The sequence below is a fragment of the Streptomyces xinghaiensis S187 genome, assembly GCF_000220705.2.
In the GTDB taxonomy this organism is placed as follows: Bacteria; Actinomycetota; Actinomycetes; order Streptomycetales; family Streptomycetaceae; genus Streptomyces; species Streptomyces xinghaiensis.
This window is the reverse complement of the sequence record NZ_CP023202.1, coordinates 4,666,011-4,685,707: the sequence shown is the minus strand read 5'-3', so window position 1 is coordinate 4,685,707 and position 19,697 is coordinate 4,666,011. Positions and strand designations below refer to the sequence as shown.

Genomic DNA, 19,697 nt, shown 5'->3' with positions numbered 1-19,697 from the left:
ACCACGAACGCCCGGAAGATCGCGCACGCGCCCGCAAGCCGTCCCGAGGTCATCCGTCGTATCGAGGGCCTGATCGCGGGGGACACCGGCCTCCGGTGGAACATCTTGTGAGAGTGCCAGTCGTCCGGACGGTCGAGGGCCGTTGAGGCGCCCGTGGAGGGCCGTCGGCACGGGCAGCTCCGGACGACCGCCTGTCCCGGTGGCCCGGGAGAGAAAGCACCGAATCCGGTATGTCTACATCGGCTGAACGGGGGCACCCGCTCAGCAGGGTGAGGAGCCCGGTCCGGCGCCGCTGGGGGCGACGGGCCGGGCGAACCCGTGTCTCGGCACCTTCTTCCGCCGACTCCCCCGGCCCTCCGGCACCGCTTCCCGGTTCCTTCGCGGCCCTGGCGTCGTACGTTCTCCGCTGTGCGCGCCGGGTGGCTCCTGCTGCGCGTTCGCGGTCGTCACCCCGCCTCCCGGCACGCCTCCGGCCGCCCGGTACGGCTACCCGGTCCGGTCGGGGAACCGGAGGGCCAACGGCTGGAATGCGGCCGGTACGGGCTACGGGGCGTCGTCCGACGGGCCTTCGCCGGGCGCCAGTTGGCGGGCCAGGGCGCGTTCGGTGGCCGTCAGGGGGAGGTCCGGGCGGAGGCGTTCCGGGTGGGCGGCCGGCGGTCCTGCCCGCAGCGGTCCGGCGACCGGCTGCCTCGTCTCCGTCGCCGGACGGCGCCGGTCCGCCTCCGGCGGCGGGACCAGGGGCAGCGGCGGCATCCACAGGCAGCCGGCGCCGATCACCGCGTCGGTCACCGCGGCCGCCGCCCGGCGCAGGGCGCGGCCGATCCTCCGTACGGCCCTCCCCCGCCCGGTTCTCATGTTCCGGGTGCGGGAGCGGTGGGCACGGAGATCCCCGCAGCCGGGGCGGGCTGCGGCCGGGCTCCGGGCCGGGCGTCCAGGGTGCCGTTGGCGTCCCGGGCGTCCGCGATGTCCGAGGCGTCCGGCCCGTCCAGGGAGGCCAGTGCGTCCGGAGCGTCCGGGGCCGCCTGCCAGGTCCACAGGCGGGACAGGGCCTCCGGGTCGAGGGCGTGGCCCTCCTGCCAGATCCGCGCGGCGGCGGCCAGGACGGCGGAGCGGTCGGCCCCGGGCGGTCCCGGCCGGGCCGGGAGCAGTGGCAGGGCCGCCGAGGCCCCGAGCCGTACGGCCCGGTGGCGGCGGGCGAAGGCGGTCAGCGTCTGCCGGGGCCCGGCCTCGACGAGCAGCATGTCGTCCACGGCGAGCAACTGGTCCAGGGCGGGCCGGAACCAGACGGTGTCGGTGAGCTGCCGGGCCCAGAAGCGCGGGCTGCGGGCCTCCTCCGGGGTCATCAGCTCGCCCGTGTAGCCGGAGTACAGGGGAAGCCGGGGCTCGTTGAGACGGATGTCGCGGTACGCCTCCTCGACGGCGTCGGAGGCCGGGGCCATCGCCGGGCAGTGGAAGGGGCTGGTGGCGGGCACGGCCACCACGGTGTGGCCGTCGGCGCGCAGGGCGGCGGCGACTTCGGCCAGCGGCTCGTCCGGGCCCGCCAGCATCGTCTGCGCCCGGGCGTTGACGGCTGCGACGGCCACGTCCCCGCGCAGGTAGGGGCGGAGGGTCTCCTCGGAGGCCGCGACCGCGAGCATGCCGCCCGGGGGGATCCGCACGGCGTGCCGCACCCGCTCGCGCATCATGGTGACCGCGTCGGGCAGCGAGACGACTCCGGCGAGGGTGGCGGCGACCAGCTCGCCCGCGCTGTGGCCCAGCAGGGCCGCGGGGCGCACGCCCCAGCCGATGACCATGCGGCCGAGGGCGTAGTCGACGGCGAAGAGCAGCGGCTGCGCGCGGCGCACGTCGTCGATGCCGACGGCCGGTGCCCTTCCGGAGGCACCGGCCAGCCAGTCGGCGCGGACCGCCGGGCCGTCCTCGCCGAAGAGGGCGAGGACCGCGTCGACGGCGGCGGTGAACACCGGTTCGCGTCCGTAGAGCCCGGCCGCCATCCCGAGGTGCTGGGAGCCCTGGCCGGGGAAGAGGAGGGCGACCGGGCGGGGGTGGTGCGCGGTGACGGCCTTCGCCCCGTCGACGGCGGCGGGGGCTCCCCCGGCGGTGGTGACGGCCGAGGCGCGCACCGGGCCGGGGGCCCGTTCGCAGGGCACCGCGGCCGGCAGGGCGGGGAACGCCTCGGGCGGGAGTCCGTCGAGCAGCGGGTGCAGCGCGGCGCGGACGGCGGCCTCGTCGGCCTCGTCGCGGCCCGACCAGAGCAGCAGCCGGGGCGCGTCCGGGTCGGCGAGCGGGCCGCCGTGTTTAAGGGGCCGCAGCACGGGCGGCTCGTCGGGGTCGTCGCCGGGCGCGGCGGGGTCGAGGACGCCGAGGACGGGGTCGCCGTCGGCCACGGCCTCGGCGGCGCGCCGCAGCGCGTACACGGTGATGGCGCCGGGCCCGGGCTCGCCGAAGCCCGCGACGAGCGCGAAATCGGTCTCCCCGGAGCGGAGTTCGTCGCGGGCGCGGCGCAGGGCACGGCCCGGTGAGACCGAGGCGCGGACCGGGAAACCCTCGTGCTCGGGCCCCGGGCGGTCGGCGGAGGACGCGGGGACGGCGGCGTCGTCGGCGCCGATGTGGACGACGGTGCGGGCCGGAAGGGACTCCGGTGGCCGGCCGAAGGCGCGCAGCACCGCGGAGACGGCGGCGGCCGTCGCCGCGAGGGGCGGGCCGGGGGCGGAGTCTCCGGCGGACGTGGCGGGCGCGGCGGGCGCGGCGGGCGCGGCTCCGGGACTGACCACGAGCCTGCGGACCACGGCGGTGTGGGTGGTGAGCGGCGGCATCGGATGCCCTCCTTCTCGGCGCGCTGTCCGGCGGGTGCCGGGGGGTGGCCGCCCCGCCGGGTGACGGCGGGGCGGCCGGGGGCCGGCGCGGGCGGGGGTTCCCGCGCCGGCGCTGGGGGGAGACGGGGTCAGGAGGCGGTGGCCCGGCCCGCGTTGACCAGTTCGAGCAGTGCGCGCGGGGTCTCCGCGTCGACGACCGCGTCGTCCGGTATCTCCCGTCCGTACTCGCGCTGGATCTGGCCGATGACCTGGAGCAGCGCGAGCGAGTCGTAGCCGAGCTCGATGAAGGTGGTGTCCAGGACGTCGCCGTCGAGGTCGACGCCCTCCTCCTCACCGGCGCTCTCGCGGAGCATCCGGGTGAGGTCGGCGAGGGTCACCTCGGTCGTGGTGGTGGTCGTGGCCGTGGTCGGCGCCATGGTGGGTCCTCTCTGTGATCGGTGAGCTGAACGCGCGTCGGTCCGCGCGGATCGGCGGTCGGTGCGGTGGCCGCCGGGCCCGGGTAGCCCGGCGGGCGGTGACGGCCTGCCCGGGCGTCCGGGTGGGCTGTGGCCTGGTGAACCGGTGGACCGGGCTGGCCCGGTGGACCGGTGGTCCGGGTAGCAGGTGGTTCGGGTGGCAGGTGGACGGGTGATCGGGTGGACTGGTTGTTCGGTTGGCCCGGTGGCCGGGTACCGGATGCCGGTGAACTCGCTCGGGCGGCACGTCGGTTGGCGTTCGCCGGGGTGTTCGGCCGTAGCCCGCCGCCGGCCCGGTCGCGGGTCCGGCCACGGGTCCGCCCCGTCCGGCCGCCCGTCAGGCGGGCCGGCGCAGGACGAGGGCCGCGTTGAAGCCGCCGTGGCCGCGGGCGAGGACCAGCACCGTGCGCAGGTCCGCTTCCCTCGGGTCCCCGGTGACGAGGTCGAGGCGGTGCTCCGGGTCCGCCTCGGTGACGTTGGCGGTGGGCGGGATGACGCCGTCGCGCAGGGACAGCAGCGCGGTGGCGGCGTCAAGGGCGGCGCCCCCGGCGAGCAGCCGCCCGGTCATGCTCTTGGGCGCGGTGACGGGCACGCCGTACGGGCCGAAGACGTCCTCCAGGGCGCGTGCCTCGGCCCGGTCCAGGGCCGGGACCCCGGAGGCGTCGGCGAAGACCGCGTCCACCTCGCCGGGCGCGACGCGGGCGTCGGCGAGGGCGTTGCGCGCCGCGCGGGCCAGCCGGCAGGAGCCGGGGTCCTCGCCCGGGTCCAGGGTGGCCGCGTAGCCGGCGATCTCGCCGTAGATCCGCGGGGCGCCGCGGCCGCGGGCGGACTCCGCGTCCTCCGTGACGAGGATGGCGCCGCCCTCGCCGGGGACGTAGCCGCGGGCCGCGGCGGCGAAGGGCAGATAGGCGCGGGCCGGGTCGCGTTCGGTGCTCATCAGCCCGGAGGCGATCTGCGGGACCCAGCCCCAGGGGCACAGGGCGGCGTCGACACCGCCGGAGACGACGAGCGGCACGCCCTTGCGGATGTGGCGGCGGGCCTGGCCGAGGGCGTCGATCCCGCCCGCCTGCTCGGTGAGGAGGACGCCGCTGGGACCGCGCATCTTGTGCCGGATGGAGATCTGGCCGGTGTTGACGGCGTAGAACCAGGCGAAGGACTGGTACGCGCTGACGTATTCCTTGCCCTGGCTCCACAGGTTCTGCAGTTCGCGCTGGCCGAACTCGACGGCGCCGCCGGAGGCCGCGGTGACCACGCCCATGCCGTACTCCGGCAGTTCGTCCGGCCGGACGCCCGCGTCCTCGACGGCCCACTCGGCGGCCGTGAGCGCGAGCCGCGTCATGTGGTCGGTCTGCGGCAGCAGCCGGCTGGGGATGTGCTCCTCGGCCGTGTAGCCGGGGACCTCTCCCGCGACGCCCGACGGGTACTGCGAGGCGTCGAAGCGGGTGAGCTCCGCCAGGCCGCTCTCGCCGGCGAGTGTGGCCTTCCAGAAGTCGTCGGTGCCGAGCCCGTTGGGGGCGGCGATCCCGAGTCCGGTCACCACCGTGGTGGCGGTCATGCGGCGCTCCTCTCCGGGCGGGCGAGCACCATGGCGCTCTGGAAGCCGCCGAAGCCGCTGCCGACGCTGAGGACCACGTCGGCGCGCTGCTCACGGGCGGTCAGCGGGATGTAGTCGAGGTCGAGTTCGGGGTCGGGTTCGTGCAGGTTGGCCGTGGGCGGCAGCACGCCGTGCTCCATGGCCAGGGCGCAGGCGGCGATCTCCAGGGAGCCGATGGCGCCGAGGGAGTGCCCGATCATGGACTTGATGGAGCTGATCGGGGTCTCGTAGGCGTGGTGGCCGAGGCTGCGCTTGAACGCGCCGGTCTCGTGGCGGTCGTTCATCTTGGTGCCGGAGCCGTGGGCGTTGATGTAGCCGATCTCGCCGCCGTCGATCCGCGCCTCGGCCAGGGCGGCGTCGATGGCCTCGGACATCTCCCGGCCGTCGGGTTTGAGGCCGGTCATGTGGTACGCGTTGCAGCGGGCGGCGAAGCCGGCGATCTCCGCGTAGATGTGGGCGCCGCGCCGCCGGGCGCTCTCCAGCTCCTCCAGGACGAGCACGGCGGCGCCCTCGCCGAGGACGAGCCCGCTGCGGGTGCGGTCGAACGGGCGGCAGGCGCTCTCGGGGGTGTCGTTGCGCGGGGTGGTGGCGTGGATGGCGTCGAAGCAGGCCGAGGTGATCGGCGAGATGGGGGCCTCCGTCGCGCCGGTGATCATGACGTCGGCGGTGCCCTCGCGGATCAGTTCCACGGCGTGGCCGATGGAGTCCAGGCCCGAGGTGCAGCCGGTGGAGACCACGGCGGCGGGGCCCTCGGCCCCGGCGGCGCGGCCCACCTCGGCGGCCATGGAGCTGGGCACGAAGTGCCGGTACAGCTCGGGCACCGCGTAGGTGTGGTCGACGTTCCAGTGCCGGCCGCCGTCGCTGACGACGACGTACTCCCGCTCCAGACTGGTGGTGCAGCCGACGGCGCTGCCGAGCGAGGTGCCGGTCCGGCCGGGGTCCAGCGCGCCGGGGTCGAGGCCGCTGTCGGCGACCGCCTCCCGGGTGGAGACCACGGCGAACTGGGCGGCCCGGTCGAGGCGGCGGATCTCCTGCGGGGTGAGCCCGGCGGCGGCCGGGTCGAAGTCGCACTCGGCGGCGACCCGGGAGCGGAACGGGGAGGCGTCGTAGAAGGAGATGGTGCGGGTGGCGGAGCGGCCCGCGGTGAGCAGCTCCCAGTACTCCTTGACGCCCACCCCGCCGGGGGCCACGGCGCCCAGCCCGGTGATGACGACTCTGCGCATCGCCGTTACCTCGTCTCCGGCCGGGCCGGATGTCCCTGCGGACGTCCGGCGGACTGAACTGTGCGGGCCACTGTCGATCCCTTCGTCGGTGACGCATCGGCGCTCCCGGAGGCGTCCGGGGCCCTGTGGAAGCGGTGCGCCCCTGTGGAGGCGGCTTCGGCGGCCGGGGCGGTCCGGGGTCCTGCCGGTTCCGCCCCGGCGCCGGTCCGGGCGGCCGCCCGCTTGTGACGTGCCGCCGCTACCGGTGCCGTCATGGTTCGGGCGGGTCCTCGACGGCGGCTCGCGCCGGAATGGAACACCGGTGCCGGATCCCGTTCACAGCGGGACGTTCCCGTGCTTGCGGGCCGGGAGTTCGGCGTGCTTGCCGCGCAGCATCGCCAGCGAGCGGATCAGCACCCGCCGCGTCTCGCCGGGTTCGATGACGTCGTCGACGAGCCCCCGCTCGGCCGCGTAGTAGGGGTGCATCAGCTCGGCCCGGTACTCCTTCACCAGCCGGGCGCGGGTGGCCTCCGGGTCGTCGGAGGCGGCGATCTCGCGCCGGAAGACGACGCCCGCCGCGCCCTCGGCGCCCATCACGGCGATCTCGTTGACCGGCCAGGCGAAGGACAGGTCGGCGCCGATGGAGCGGGAGTCCATGACGATGTACGCGCCGCCGTACGCCTTCCGCAGCACCAGCGAGATGCGGGGCACGGTCGCGTTGCAGTAGGCGTACAGCAGTTTGGCGCCGTGCCGGATGACGCCGTCGTGCTCCTGGTCCACGCCGGGCAGGAAGCCGGGGACGTCGACGAGGGTGAGCAGCGGGATGTTGAAGGCGTCGCACACGGAGACGTGGCGGGCGGCCTTCTCGGAGGCGTGGATGTCCAGGACGCCGGCCAGCGCGGCGGGCTGGCTGGCGACGATGCCGACCACCTGCCCGTCCAGGCGGGCCAGCCCGCAGACCACGTTGGGCGCCCAGGCCTCGTGCACCTCCAGGAACTCGCCGTCGTCGGCGATCTCCGCGACGACCTCGCGCACGTCGTAGCCCTGCGCGGGGTCGGCGGGCACCAGCTCCGCGAGGGCGCCGGTGTGCCGGTCGGGGGTGTCGTCGCCGTGGGCGGCGGGCGGCAGTTCGCGGTTGTTCGACGGCAGCATGGACAGCAGGAAGCGCACGTCCTCCAGGCACTCGGTCTCGTCGTCGTAGGCGAAGCCGGCGACGCCGGAGACGCGGGCGTGCACGTCCGCGCCGCCCAGCTCGTCGTGGGTGACGCGTTCGCCGGTCACCGCGTGGACCACGTCGGGTCCGGTGAGGAACATCTGGGCGGTCTCCCGCACCATGAACACGAAGTCGGTCAGCGCCGGCGAGTAGGCCGCGCCTCCCGCGCACGGCCCGAGGATCACGCTGATCTGCGGGATGACACCGGAGGCGGCGGCGTTGCGGCGGAAGATCCCGCCGTAGCCCGCGAGGGCGGTGACGCCCTCCTGGATCCGGGCGCCCGCGCCGTCGTTGAGGCCGACCAGCGGGGCCCCGGCGGACAGCGCCAGGTCCATCACCTTGTGGACCTTCTCGGCGTGGGCCTCGCCGAGCGCGCCGGCGAAGACCCGGAAGTCGTGGGCGTAGGCGAAGACGGTGCGCCCGTGCACCAGGCCCCAGCCGGCCACGACGCCGTCGCCGTGCGGTCTGCGGTCCTCCAGGCCGAAGCCGCTCGCACGGTGCCGGCGCAGGGGTTCGATCTCGGTGAAGGTGCCCTCGTCGAAGAGGACGTCCAGCCGCTCGTGGGCGGTCAGTTTGCCCCTGGCGTGCTGCCGCCGGGTGGCGGCGGGGTCGGGGCCGCGGCCCACTTCCTCCTTGAGGCGCCGCAGTTCGGCGGCGGCCCGGCGCAGGTCGGGCGCGGGAGGCGCGGGTGCCGCGGGTGCCGCGGGCGGCACGGGGCGGCCGGGGGCGCGGGGTGCGGAGGGTGGTGGGGGTGGGGTGAGGTGGTCGTCGAGGGTCGTCATCGGCCGAACGTAGGAAGCACACCTGGAGTCCGGCTGGAGGGGGCGCGGCGGTCGGCGGGCGGGCGGCGGCGCGCTGCGCATCGGTTCCCCGCGGGGCGGGCCGGCGCGGGACGGTTCAGCCCGCGGCGGGCACCGTCAGGTCGAGGCGCGGGTCCCCGGAGAGCACGGCGTGGTGGAGCTGCTGGAGCTTCGGCGAGGGTTCCATGCCGAGCTCGTCGACGAGGGTGCCGCGCAGCCGCTGGTAGGCCTCCAGGGCCCGCCAGGCGCCGCCGGCCCGGTGCATGGCCAGCATGAGCTGGGCGCAGAAGTTCTCGTGCATGGGGTGGCGGGCGGCCAGGACCCGTAATTCCGGGACGAGTTCGGTGTGCCGTCCCAGGCGCAGATCGGCGTCGATGCGGCGCTCCAGGGCGGCCATGCGGTCCTCGTCCATGCGCAGCACCTCCAGTTCGAGGGCGCTGCCGACGCGCACGTCCACCAGGGCCGGGCCCTGCCAGAGGTCGAGCGCGGCGCGCAGCAGCCGGGAGGCCGCGCGGTGGTCGCCGGCCTCGTGGGCGGCGCGGCCGGAGGCGGCGAGCTGCTCGAACTCCTGGACGTCCACCTGCCCCGGCTGCACCTGGAGCAGGTAGCCGCCGTGCTGGGTGACCAGGACGTCCTTGGCGTCCCGCGCCGGGTCGCCGCCGAGCGCGGTCGCGATCTTGCGGCGGAGCTGGAGGATGTACGTCTGCAGCGTGGTCGCGGCGCTGCGCGGGACGTCCTCTCCCCAGATCTCCTGCATGAGCGTCGGTACGGTCACGACGTGGTCGGCCTGGAGTGCCAGCAGTGCGAGGATCTGGCGGGGCTTGGCGGCGGTCGGCACCACCGAGATCCCGCGCTCCTGCGCCGTCAGCGGGCCCAATACCTTGATGTCCACAGTGCTCCTCCCCTTTCGAGCCGTCCGCACCGGCCGTCCGCCGGCGGGTCTTCTCGGAGCATGCGGTCGAGACTCGCACTCCGCCCCTTGAGCCGACAGTGAGCGGCTCATGAGCGCAATCATGAAAATCTCATGGCGAGGGGATGAGTTCGGCACTGCCGGTGAAAGGGCTTCCCACCACACAATTTCTCCACGATCCGTCGAACCCAGGCTCGTCGATCCAACGGAGGAATGGTCATGGCCACCATCGCACCCCAGACCGCGGCCGACGCCGTCTACACCCTGCAGGACGATCTCCGCTTCGCCGAACTCGCCGCCCGCACCGGGCTGGAGCCGGAGCTGGCCCGGCGCTGCGCCGACGACCCCGCGGCCCTGCTGGAGGAGTTCGGCCTGTCGGCCGCCGAGCCGCTCTACACCGGGCAGTCGGTCGTCGTCGAGGAACTCGACCGGGCGGACGGACTCGCTCTGGTCGCACCCACGCTCGGCTGCACCGTGGTGCCCGGGCCCGAGCCCACCCCGCTGCCGGCCGCCGGCCCGGGGGCGGTGGGCGTGTGAGGACTTCCGAAGAGGCCGCCGGGGGACGACCCTTCGTTGGTTTCAAGCGCCACTTCCGGGTCGAGGTGGTGCCGGGCGAGGCGGTGTACCTGCTGTCCGTCCGCGGTGTCTCGGCCCTGCACGGGACGCATGTGGAGGCGCTGGCACCACTGCTGGACGGCACCCGGACGCTCGCCGGGCTGCTGCGGGACGCCGGTTCCGCGGTCCCGGTCGCGGAGGCCGGGCGGGTGGTCGGTGAGCTGGCCCGGGCCGGTGTCGTCGGCTACCACCCCGCGGAGCCGGCGTCCGCGGAGCCGGACTCCGCCGCCGCCTACTGGGATCTGGCCGGTCTCGACGCCGGCCGGGCCGCCGAGGCCCTGGCCCGGGCCACCGTACGGCTGGTCACGGTGGGGCGCGTGGACGCCGGGGAGGCCCTCGCGGCCTGCCGGGCGTCCGGGCTGGCGGTGGCGGGCCCGCCCGCCGGACCGGAGCCGGACGGTCCCGGTACCGGCGCGGGGGAGGACGTGTTCTCCCTGGTGCTCTGTGACGACTACTTGGCGCCGGGGCTGGCGGCGGTCGACGCCCGGCACCGGGCCGCGGGCCGGCCCTGGCTGCTGGCCAAGCCGTGCGGGGCGGAGCCGTGGGTGGGGCCGGTCTTCCGGCCGGGCGACGGGCCCTGCTGGTCCTGTCTCGCCCACCGGCTGCGCGCCCACCGGCAGTCGGAGATCCCGGTGCAGCGGGCGCTGGGGACGGAGGGGCCGGTGCGGCCCCCGGCGGCCTCGCTCGCCGCCGGGCGGTCGCTGGGCCTGCACACGGCCGTGCTGGAGGCGGCGAAGTGGCTGGCCGGGGCCCGGCACGAGGCGCAGCGGGCGGTGTGCACGCTGGACACGCTCAGCCTGCGCACCACCCACCACGGGGTGCGGCGCCGGCCGCAGTGCCCCGCGTGCGGGGACGCCGGGCTGGTCACGGCGCTGGGGAACCGGCCGGTCACCGTCGTGTCGCGGCCGAAGGCGGCGTACGGCGGTGCCAACGACCGTGCCCTCGCCCCGGAGCAGGTGCGCGAGCGGTACGGGCATCTGGTGAGCCCGGTCACCGGGATCGTCACCGGGCTCCGCCACGACCCCCGGCTGCCCGACGGTCTCAACTGCTGTACGTCCGGCCGCAATCTGGCCCTGGGCCCGCGGTCGCTGGCCGAGGTCCGGGGCGGGCTGCGCAGTCTGAGCGGGGGCAAGGGGGTGACGGCGGCGGAGGCCGAACTCGGCGCGCTCTGCGAGGCGGTGGAACGTTTCTCCGCAACCCGGCAGGGCGACGAGGCCACCGTGCGGGACACCCTGCGCGGCCTCGGGGAGGAGGCCGTGCACCCCAACGCCTGCCAGCTCTTCGCCGAGGAGCAGTTCCGCGACCGCGAGCGCTGGAACGCCGCACACCCGCTGTTCCAGCAGGTGTGCGCGCCGTTCGACGCGGACCGCCCGGTGGACTGGACACCCGTCTGGTCGCTCTCGTCGGGAACGCGCCGGATGCTGCCGACGTCGATGCTGTATTTCGGCCACGGTGCGGACCAGGAGGGCGCACCGCGCGCGGACTCCAACGGCAACGCGGCCGGCAGCAGTCTGGAGGACGCCATCGTCCAGGGTTTCCTGGAACTGGTGGAGCGGGACGCGGTGGCCCTGTGGTGGTACAACCGCACCCGGCACGCCGCGGTGGACCTCGACGCCTTCGACGAGCCCTGGCTGGCGGCCGCCCGGACGGCTCACGCCCGGATGCACCGCGCGCTGTGGGTGCTGGACCTGACCGCGGACTTCGGTATTCCGGTCATGGCGGCGGTCTCCCGGCGGACCGACAAGACGGCCGAGGACATCAGCTTCGGCTTCGGGGCGCACTTCGACCCCCGGCTCGCGCTGCGCCGGGCGGTCACCGAGATGAGCCAGCTGCTGGTCCCGGTCGCCGGTACCGGGGACGACGGGGAGTACCCGGCGGCCGGCCGGGAGCTGGTCTCCTGGTGGTCCTCGGCCACCATACGGAATCAGCCATATCTCGTCCCGGATCCAGCCGAGTCCCCCCGGAGCGCGGGCAGTTGGGACCACACGCCGCGCCCGGACCTGCGGCAGGACATCGAGGCGGCCGACGCCCTGGTGCGTGCCCACGGCATGGAATTGCTGGTGCTCGACCAGACCCGGCCTGACGTGGGATTACCGGTCGTCAAAGTACTGGCTCCGGGGATGCGGCACTTCTGGGCCCGGCTGGCTCCCGGACGTCTCTTCGACGTACCGGTGGCCCTCGGCCGTCTCGACCGGCGCACGCCCTACGGTGCCGTGAATCCCATTCCGCTCTTCGTCTGAACCCGGATGACCATTCCTCAACCATGGGCCCGGGAAAACCGTTGGCCATAATATGCGGTCCATACCCGAGGTTTCCGGCGAGGAGAAATCTGGTGATCGACCGCGTGGTTGGTGCCGAGAACGGCGTGCCCTCCGGCCGGCCCCCCGATTCACCCGGGGACCGGCCGGTCCCGGACCCGGCTCTTCCCGCGCCGAGGCTGGCCAGGACGATCACGGTCGGCGTACTGGTGTACTACTGCGGGATCGCCGTGCTGAACGTCCTGTGGAGCGGGGCCACCGCAGGCCGGCTCGCCGTCTGCCTGGTCTGCGTGGCCGCCGTCTTCGGCCTGCAACTGTTCCACGTCTCGCCCCGCGCCCGGCGGTGGCCCCTGCGCCGCCGGTCTCTCACCCTCGGCGCGCAGGCGGCCCTGACCTATCTGCCCCTCGCCGTGTTCGGGCTCGAATGGGGCAGCATGGCCGGCCCTCTGGCCGGCTCCCTGTTGCTGCTGCTGCCCCCGCGGGCGGCCTGGCCGCTCTTCGCCCTGATCGCCGCCGGAATGCTGGCGCTGTCGCTGCTGGAGGGCTCCGGAATCGTCATGGTCGTGTATCTGACCACCTCGACGATGATGGCCGGGGTCATCCTCTACGGCACCGCCCGGCTCTCCGACCTGGTGACCGAGGTCCACGCCTCACGCGGGGAGCTGGCCAGGATGGCGGTGAGCCAGGAACGGCTGCGCTTCGCGCGCGACCTGCACGACCTGCTCGGCTACAGCCTCTCCGCGATCACCCTCAAGAGCGAGCTGATACACCGGCTGATCACCAGCCGCCCGGACCGGGCGCGGGAGGAGATCGCCTCGGTGCTGGTGGTGTCCCGGCAGGCCCTGGCCGACGTACGGCTGGTGGCCAGCGGCTACCGGGACATGTCCCTGGCCGACGAGGCCGACTCGGCCGCCAGGATCCTGGCCACGGCGGACGTCGCCGCGGAGGTCTCCATCTCCACCGGCCGGCTGCACCCGGTGGTCGAGACCGTGCTCGCCACCACCCTGCGGGAGGGAATGACCAACGTGCTCCGGCACAGCAAGGTCGAGAACTGCACCATCACCGCCGAGGCGGACGGCGACCTCGTGCGGCTCACCCTGCTCAACGACGGAGTCACCGGAACACGGCACCGTTCCCCCCACAGCGGCAGCGGTCTCGGCAATCTGCAGACCCGGCTCTCCGCGATCGGCGGCCGGGTGGAGGCCGGCGTCCAGGAGGACGGCCGCTTCCGGTTACTGGCCGAGGCTCCCGCCCGGCCGCTCGGCACCGGTATCCCCGGGGACGGCGCCGCCGGCTCCCCGGCCGCGGCGGTCACCGCGGCATGACGCGCACCCGCTCCGTGCAGCGGCACAGGGCGACACCTTGGTTTGGGGGAACCAATGCTGTCCGTGAGGATCCTGCTGGCCGAAGACGTGCACATGATCAGGGGAGCCCTGATCGCCCTGCTGGAACTGGAGCCGGACTTCGAGGTGGTCGCCTCCGTCGACCGCGGTGACCTCATCGTGGCGGCCGCCCTGGCGGCACGGCCCGACGTCGCCGTCATCGACGTCGACCTACCCGGGACCGACGGCCTCACGGCCGCCGCCGAACTGCAGACGCGGCTCCCGGACTGCCGCACCCTGATCCTCACCAGCCTCGGCCGCCCCGGCGTCCTCCGCCGGGCGATGACCGCCCAGGTCTCCGGCTTCCTCCTCAAGGAGGCGCCGCCCGACCGGCTCGCCCAGGCGGTACGGACCGTCGCCGCGGGACAGCGGGTCATCGACCCCCAACTCGCCCTCTCCGCCTGGGACTCCCCGGAGAACCCGCTCTCCCCGCGGGAGACCGAGGTGCTCCGCCTCGCCGCGCGGGGCGCCGACGCCGCGGAGATCGCCGGCTGCCTGTACCTGACCACGGGAACGGTCCGCAACTACCTCACGGCGATCGTCACCAAGCTGAACGCCCGCAACCGGGTGCACGCCATCCGGATCGCCGAGGAGGCGGGCTGGATCCCCTGACCGGCCGCCCGGAGCGCCTTGGCCGCCCGGTCCGCCCAGCAGCAGGGTGTCCAGCAGCCCCTCGTCGAGCGCGGTCCGCACGGACAGGTCCGTGCCGCCGCCGAACCCGGCGTCGCAGACGGCGGCGCTCAGCACGTAGCGGCCCACCCGGAAGGTGGCGAAGGCCCACTCGTCGCCGTCCACGGGCGTCCCGTCCGGCCGTACGAGGCGGGCGCCCCGCTCCTCCCCCGGCGCGGCCGGGTCGAAGCCGAACTCCGTGAACCGGAACCGCAGTCCCTGGCCGACCGCCTTGCTGTACGCCTCCTTGAGCGTCCACAGCCGGACCAGGGCGTCGTTGCGCTCCCGGCCCGCCGTGGCGCGCAGCGCCGCGTACTCGTGCGGGGTGCAGGTCCGCGGCTCGGAGCCGGTCCCGGCCAGCCGCCGGTCGGCGCGCTCCACGTCCACGCCGAGCCGGCCGCGGCGGGTGATGCCCACCACGATCACCTCCTCGGTGTGGCTGAGGCTGACGTCGATCTGGTCGCATCCGCGGACGAAGGGGCGCCCGCCGGGCTGGTAGGCCAGGTCCACCAGGTCCGGTGCGGTGTCGATGACCGCCGCGACGGCGTGCCGCAGCACCAGGCGCGAGGCTGCGAACCGCCGCCGCGTCACCGGGTGGGTGAGGGAGGCGTAGCGGCTCCAGTCCCGGCCCAGCAGCGGGCGCAGCCGGCCGGGATCGCCCGCGGGGTCCAGCCAGTCCGCCTGGTACCCGTACAGCAGGACGGTGCCGGCCGCGGCGAGCGCCCCGCGCACCCGGGGCCAGGGGCCGTCCGGGCCGGGGACCGCCACCGGCGCGGGTATCCGTCCCGCGGATCCCGCCGCCACCTCAGACGCTCGCCGACGAGCCGGCGAGCGGCCAGGCGTCCAGGGCCGAGCAGACCCCGGCCAGGTCGACCGCGTCGCTCCGCGGGCCCGGGCAGGCGGGGAGGCACACCGGCCCGTCCGTGCCGCCCAGACGGCGCAGGAACGGGGTGAGCACCACCCGCGGGCCGATCTCGACGATGTGCGTGGGCACCTGCTGCGCCAGCAGTTCCCGTGCCGCGTCGGCGAAGCGGACCGGCGCGGTGATCTGTTCCGTCCAGTACGGGGCGTAGAGCGGCTCGGCGGTGAACCGGCCGTGGACGGTGGAGTAGTACGGCAGCCGCGGCGGGCCGCCGGGCAGCCGCCGGGCGACCGCCTCGAACCGGGGCAGCACCGGCTCCATCAGCGGGGAGTGGAAGGCGTGCGTCACCCGCAGCGGGCGGCAGGCGATGCCGTCCGCCTCCAGCCGGTCGCGGAGCCGCTCCAGCGCGCCGAGGTCGCCGGAGAGGACGGTGGCCCGGGCGGCGTTGACCGCGCCGATGCCCACGTCCGGCTCGGCGGCGGTCAGTTCCGCCAGTTCGCCGGGGGTGGCGCAGGTGGCCAGCATGCCGCCGCCGGAGGGCAGGTACTGCATGAAGGCGCCGCGCACGGCGACGAGCTTCGCCGCGTCGGCCAGGGTGAGCGCCCCGGCGACGGCGGCCGCCGCGAACTCGCCGATGCCGTGGCCGAGGACGGCCACCGGCTCGACCCCCGCCTCCTGGAGCGTGCGGGCGAGCGCGTACCCGACGGCGAACAGCGCCGGCTGCGCGAACGCCGTCTGGTGGACGCGTTCGTCACCGCTGAGGATCAGGTCCACCATCGACCGGCCCGTGTACGGGAGCACCGCCTCGGCCGCCTCGTCCAGCCGGCCGCGGTAGCCCGCGGAGTCGAGGTAGAGCCCGGCGGTCATGCCGGGGTGCTGGGAGCCCTGGCCGGTGAAGACGAAGGCGGCGCGGACGGAGTCGCCGCCGCCCGGCCGCGGCAGGCGCAGCTCCAGCCGACGGGCGAGCCGGCGGATCGTCGGGTACGCCCAGATGTCGGTGGGTTCGATCAGCGGACCGAACTCCTCCTCGATGTCGCCGTAGAGTCCGAGGGCGGCCACGGAGTCGAGGCCGTACTCGGCGAAGTCCGCGTCCTCGGGGATGTCGCGGCAGAGGTAGCCGGCGAGACGCCCCGCCAGCCAGGCCGGGAAGTCCGGTTCGCGCGCGTCGCTGGGGGGCCGCAGGGACATGGCCGCCTCCTTCTCATCGGTTGCGGGTGGTCCGCCGCCGCCGGCCGGGGGCTCCGCCGGCCGGGCCGCGGTCAGGCCAGGGCGGTGCCGTACAGGTCGTAGCTGCGCCGGCCGTGCAGCCGGGCGAGCACCTCGGCGACGACCCGGCGTCCGGCCTCCTCGGGCGGCGGGGGCAGGTGCAGGCCGAGCCGGTGGCAGAGGCGGTGCAGCGCGGCGGTCACCCAGGCCGGGTCGGCGAGGAAGGCGTCCGCGCGGCCCCCGCCGTCGCTCCCGCCGCCGTCACCGTCACGCCCGCCGCCGCCGTCGCCGTCGTCGCCAGCGCCGGAGCCGTGGAGCTGTCCGCGCCAGACGCCGAGGCAGGCGGCGGCCGTCAGCAGCAGGGCGTAGCGGTCCGCGAGGCCGAAGCTGTACGAGCTGACCAGAGCGGCCCGGTCGCCCGGCTCGATGGCGGCGAACTCCAGCCGCAGTTCGCGGAGTTCGCCGGTGAGGGCGGTGAGCGGGGCGTGCAGCGGGCTGTCCGCGGGCTCCCCGGCGGCGCCCTCCACGAGGGTCGCGGCGAGCGGGTCCGAGCCGCCGAGCAGCGCGGGGCTGCTCAGGTCCAGCGGCGGCAGCGGACCGTGGAGCCGGAAGAGCGCGGGGGGCGGCGCCGGGTCGGAGAACCAGGAGTGCCGGGCGAAGAAGGGCAGCTGCGGCAGGATGCTGACCTGGCGGCCGGCACTGCCCGCGTGTCCGAGGGAGGTCACCGGCAGGTCGCGCAGATGCTTGCGGAACATCCCGTACCGGCCGTCCTCGGCGAAGGTGCCCTCGCCGAGCACCGCCGACAGGGCGTCCATGGACTCGGCGACGAGTTTCGGCGCGACATAGGCGGCCGCGGCCGCGTAGGCGCTCATGGAGCGCGGCAGCACGTGCAGGGCGCGGGTGGCGACCAGGGCCAGGCAGTCGCTGAGCAGCTGGTCGAGGAAGGCGCCGGTCAGCACGGAGCGGACGTGCCGCCCGTCGAGCGGGGACCGCCCGTCCGCGCGGCCGCGGGCGGCGAACCCCGCCACGGTGCGCAGGGCCGTGTCGGCGCCGGAGAGGACGATGGAGGGGATGAGGCCGCGGATCACCAGGGAGGAGCGCAGGGAGAGTTCGTAGCCGTCCCCGGCCCCGCCGATCAGGGCCTCGCCCGGTACGGGGCAGTCCACGGCCTCCAGGCCGCCGAACTCGGCGCTGCGCATCCCGGTGGTGGTGTGCCGGCCGAGGTGGCGCAGCCGTCCGGCGGGGAGTTCCCGGCGGTCGAGGAGGAGGACGGAGTGGCTGAGCCCGCCGGGGGCGTCCGAGGTCCGGGCGAAGACGACGAGCCCGGCGGCGCGGGCGGCGTTGGCGATCACGGATTTGCGGCCGCTGAGCAGGAAGCCGCCGGCGCCGTCGGGTGCGGCGGCGAACTCGTCGCGCACGAAGTCGTTGCCGTGTGCCACCTCGTGCCGGGCGACCGCGATCCGGTCGCCGCCGAGCAGCAGCCGGGCGGCGCGGTGCCGCTGCTCGGCACGGCCCGCCGTCCAGACCGGGACGGCGGAGAAGAAGCAGTTGAGGCCGTAGCCGAAGCCGAGGGAGGCGTCGCGGCGGAAGACGGGGCGGAGCACCCGGCCCAGGACGTCCAGCCGGTCGAGCCGGCCGCCGAGCGGCGCGGGGACGAACTCGGCGTTGAAGTGCTGCTCGTCCAGCACGTGTTCGGCCCCGGGCGGGACCTCGCCGCGCGCGTCGGCGGCGAGCAGCGCGTCCTGGCCCAGCGGGTTGCCGGGCTCCTCCAGCGGGCCGAAGGACCGTTCCAGCCGGTCGATCCGCTCCTCGGGCCGCTCCGGCCCCGGCCCCGGCCCCGTCCCCGTTCCCGGCCCCGTCACCGTCCACCCGCCGGGAGCAGCGGTGTGACCTCGGGGTCGAGCCACTGGTGCAGCGGTTTCAGCTCGCCCCGCAGGAAGAGCCCGCGCATCGCCGCGCGCTCGACCTTGCCGCTGGTCGTCCTCCGCACCGTGCCCGAGCGCACCAGCAGCACCCCGCCCGCGCTGATCTCGAACTCCTCGGCCAGGCAGCGTTCGACGGCCGCGGCCAGCCCGGGCAGATCGACGTCGTAGCGGCTGCGGGCGCGCAACTCCTGCACGACGACGACCCGTTCGCGTTCACCGGGGACCGCGAAGACGGTGCCGGCGCCGAAGAGGGCGCTGACGCGCTGCACGGTGCGTTCCAGGTCCTGCGGGTACAGATTGCGCCCGGCCACCACGATCATGTCGCGGAGGCGGCCGGTGACGTACAGCTCGCCGCGGTGGAGCGTCCCGAGGTCGCCGGTGCGGAGGTGGCCGGCGGTGTCCTCCGGCCCCCGCGGCCCGGCGGCGGGCGGCCCGGCGGCGGGCGGTTCGCCGGCGGGCGGTTCGCCGGCGCGCGGTTCGTCCGGCGTGCGGGCGCCGAAGGTCCGGGCGCTCTCGGCGGGCCGTCTCCAGTAGCCGCGGGCCACGCCGGCGCCGCGCACCCGGATCTCACCAATCTCGCCCTCCGGGAGGACCCGCCCGCTGCCGGGGTCGGTGACGCGCACCTCGGTGCCGGCGGCGGCGGGGCCGCAGGAGAGCAGGGTCCGCGCGGGGCGGCCGGGGACCGGCTCGGCGATCTCGTGCCGTTCGAGGGCGGCCGCGTCCACCGTGAGGGCGGCCGCGGCCCCGTTTCTCCGGTCCGCCGCCGCGCCGGTCACCAGCAGGGTGGCCTCCGCCAGCCCGTAGCAGGGGGTGAAGGCGCCGGGCCGCAGCCCGGCCGGGGCGAACTTCTCGGTGAAGGCCCGCCGTGTCTCCTCCCGTACCGGCTCGCCGCCGCTGACGGCGGTCTCCCAGCCGGACAGGTCGAGGTCCGCGGCCTGCTCGTCGGTGATCCTGCGCACGCACAGGTCGTACGCGAAGTCCGGGGCCGCGCTGACCGTGACGCCGTACCGGGCGATGGCCTCCAGCCAGCGGACCGGCCGCCGCACGAACGCCTCCGGGGAGAGCACCACGGAGGTGCCGCCGAGCCACAGCGGGTGCAGCAGCTGGCCGGCCAGGCCCATGTCGTGGTGGAACGGCAGCCAGCCGCCGATCCGGGTGGCGGGGACGGTGCCCAGCGCCCGGCAGATCGCCCGCTGGTTGGCGAGGAGGTTGCCGTGGGTGATCACCACGCCGCGCGGCTCGGCGGTGGACCCGGAGGTGTACTGCAGGAACGCCACCGATTCCGGGCCGAGTTCCGGCGGGCGCCAGGGTGCGGAGCCCGGCACCACGTCGGCGGCCAGGCAGGGCACCCCGCCGTGGCCGGAGCGGGCGAGCAGCTGGGAGACCTCCGGGGCCGCGGCGGCGTCGGTGAGGACGACACAGGGCGCGGCGTCCTTGACGATGCCGGCGATCCGCGCCTCGTGGTGACTCCTTCCGCCGGGGCCTCCCGCCGGGGGCGGTGCCGGGACGGCGACGGCACCGGCGTAGAGGCAGGCCAGGAAGGAGACGGCGAACAGACGGCGGTCCGTGTGCAGCACCAGTACCCGTTCACCGGCCGCCCCGCGGTCCTGGAGCCAGCCGGCCAGCCGCCGGGCGCCCGCGTCGAGCGCCCGGTACGAGACGGTCTCGGCCCGGCCGCGGTCCTCGGTGTCGGGCAGCACCACGAGCGCCTCCCGGTCGGGTGCCTGTGCTGCCCTCGCCTGGACGAGTTCTGTGAAGTTCCGGTAGCCGGACAACGCTCCCCCTCACATGTC

14 protein-coding genes and 1 pseudogene are annotated in these 19,697 nt (G+C 75.5%); 4 read left to right on the top strand and 11 right to left on the bottom strand.

Going from position 1 to position 19,697, the window contains the following annotated elements; all coding sequences use genetic code 11:
- Nucleotides 1-543: 543 nt before the first annotated feature.
- The 7 genes from SXIN_RS20075 to SXIN_RS20045 form a co-directional block, all read right to left on the bottom strand.
- Entirely contained in the window at nt 544-855 is a 312-nt protein-coding gene (locus SXIN_RS20075; RefSeq protein ID WP_157916315.1) for a DUF6059 family protein, read from the bottom strand.
- Nucleotides 852-2,813: an acyltransferase domain-containing protein gene (locus SXIN_RS31750; RefSeq protein ID WP_202859802.1), complete on the bottom strand. Its 1,962-nt coding sequence runs from the start codon at nt 2,811-2,813 to the stop codon at nt 852-854. The genes SXIN_RS20075 and SXIN_RS31750 overlap by 4 nt, the downstream gene beginning before the upstream one ends.
- A gap of 128 nt (nt 2,814-2,941) precedes the next feature.
- On the bottom strand, nt 2,942-3,229 hold the full coding sequence (locus SXIN_RS20065) for an acyl carrier protein (protein WP_019706723.1): 288 nt from the start codon (nt 3,227-3,229) through the stop codon (nt 2,942-2,944).
- A 376-nt stretch (nt 3,230-3,605) separates the two neighbouring features.
- Complete coding sequence (locus SXIN_RS20060) at nt 3,606-4,823, bottom strand: ketosynthase chain-length factor (RefSeq protein WP_095757315.1); 1,218 nt, start codon at nt 4,821-4,823, stop codon at nt 3,606-3,608.
- Complete coding sequence (locus SXIN_RS20055) at nt 4,820-6,085, bottom strand: beta-ketoacyl-[acyl-carrier-protein] synthase family protein (RefSeq protein WP_019711493.1); 1,266 nt, start codon at nt 6,083-6,085, stop codon at nt 4,820-4,822. The genes SXIN_RS20060 and SXIN_RS20055 overlap by 4 nt, the downstream gene beginning before the upstream one ends.
- Before the next feature lie 315 nt (nt 6,086-6,400).
- Entirely contained in the window at nt 6,401-8,059 is a 1,659-nt protein-coding gene (locus tag SXIN_RS20050) for an acyl-CoA carboxylase subunit beta (protein ID WP_095757314.1), read from the bottom strand.
- A 115-nt stretch (nt 8,060-8,174) separates the two neighbouring features.
- On the bottom strand, nt 8,175-8,969 hold the full coding sequence (locus SXIN_RS20045) for an AfsR/SARP family transcriptional regulator (protein WP_019711495.1): 795 nt from the start codon (nt 8,967-8,969) through the stop codon (nt 8,175-8,177).
- A 237-nt stretch (nt 8,970-9,206) separates the two neighbouring features.
- Here SXIN_RS20045 and SXIN_RS32370 point away from each other — a divergent pair, with 237 nt between their 5' ends.
- From SXIN_RS32370 to SXIN_RS20030, 4 genes are all read left to right on the top strand, one after another.
- On the top strand, nt 9,207-9,524 hold the full coding sequence (locus SXIN_RS32370; RefSeq protein WP_039824057.1) for a hypothetical protein: 318 nt from the start codon (nt 9,207-9,209) through the stop codon (nt 9,522-9,524).
- Complete coding sequence (locus tag SXIN_RS20040; protein ID WP_238153811.1) at nt 9,521-11,842, top strand: TOMM precursor leader peptide-binding protein; 2,322 nt, start codon at nt 9,521-9,523, stop codon at nt 11,840-11,842. Before SXIN_RS32370 ends, SXIN_RS20040 begins: the two co-directional genes overlap by 4 nt.
- Nucleotides 11,843-11,934: 92 nt before the next feature.
- Nucleotides 11,935-13,185, top strand: a complete 1,251-nt coding sequence (locus SXIN_RS20035; RefSeq protein WP_019711498.1) for a sensor histidine kinase — start codon at nt 11,935-11,937, stop codon at nt 13,183-13,185.
- A gap of 54 nt (nt 13,186-13,239) precedes the next feature.
- A complete protein-coding gene (locus tag SXIN_RS20030) occupies nt 13,240-13,854 on the top strand; it encodes a response regulator transcription factor (protein ID WP_095757311.1) in 615 nt (204 codons plus the stop codon).
- Between the two features lie 228 nt (nt 13,855-14,082).
- Here SXIN_RS20030 and SXIN_RS32365 read toward each other — a convergent pair.
- From SXIN_RS32365 to SXIN_RS20010, 4 genes and pseudogenes are all read right to left on the bottom strand, one after another.
- Nucleotides 14,083-14,292: pseudogene (locus SXIN_RS32365) on the bottom strand (4'-phosphopantetheinyl transferase superfamily protein); the annotation flags it as partial.
- A 424-nt stretch (nt 14,293-14,716) separates the two neighbouring features.
- Nucleotides 14,717-15,961: an acyltransferase domain-containing protein gene (locus SXIN_RS20020; RefSeq protein WP_019706415.1), complete on the bottom strand. Its 1,245-nt coding sequence runs from the start codon at nt 15,959-15,961 to the stop codon at nt 14,717-14,719.
- A 71-nt stretch (nt 15,962-16,032) separates the two neighbouring features.
- Nucleotides 16,033-17,841 (bottom strand): acyl-CoA dehydrogenase family protein, encoded by a 1,809-nt coding sequence (locus SXIN_RS20015; RefSeq protein ID WP_095757310.1) that lies wholly within the window; start codon nt 17,839-17,841, stop codon nt 16,033-16,035.
- Complete coding sequence (locus tag SXIN_RS20010; RefSeq protein WP_095757309.1) at nt 17,838-19,679, bottom strand: fatty acyl-AMP ligase; 1,842 nt, start codon at nt 19,677-19,679, stop codon at nt 17,838-17,840. Before SXIN_RS20010 ends, SXIN_RS20015 begins: the two co-directional genes overlap by 4 nt.
- Nucleotides 19,680-19,697 lie beyond the last annotated feature (18 nt).

Excerpts from the sequence above, each read along its gene's own strand:
- SXIN_RS20075 (WP_157916315.1), bottom strand. The coding sequence starts at position 855 with ATGAGAACCGGGCGGGGGAGGGCCGTACGGAGGATCGGCCGCGCCCTG.
- SXIN_RS31750 (WP_202859802.1), bottom strand. The coding sequence starts at position 2,813 with ATGCCGCCGCTCACCACCCACACCGCCGTGGTCCGCAGGCTCGTGGTC.
- SXIN_RS20065 (WP_019706723.1), bottom strand. The coding sequence starts at position 3,229 with ATGGCGCCGACCACGGCCACGACCACCACCACGACCGAGGTGACCCTC.
- SXIN_RS20060 (WP_095757315.1), bottom strand. The coding sequence starts at position 4,823 with ATGACCGCCACCACGGTGGTGACCGGACTCGGGATCGCCGCCCCCAAC.
- SXIN_RS20055 (WP_019711493.1), bottom strand. The coding sequence starts at position 6,085 with ATGCGCAGAGTCGTCATCACCGGGCTGGGCGCCGTGGCCCCCGGCGGG.
- SXIN_RS20050 (WP_095757314.1), bottom strand. The coding sequence starts at position 8,059 with ATGACGACCCTCGACGACCACCTCACCCCACCCCCACCACCCTCCGCA.
- SXIN_RS32370 (WP_039824057.1), top strand. The coding sequence starts at position 9,207 with ATGGCCACCATCGCACCCCAGACCGCGGCCGACGCCGTCTACACCCTG.
- SXIN_RS20030 (WP_095757311.1), top strand. The coding sequence starts at position 13,240 with ATGCTGTCCGTGAGGATCCTGCTGGCCGAAGACGTGCACATGATCAGG.
- SXIN_RS20020 (WP_019706415.1), bottom strand. The coding sequence starts at position 15,961 with ATGTCCCTGCGGCCCCCCAGCGACGCGCGCGAACCGGACTTCCCGGCC.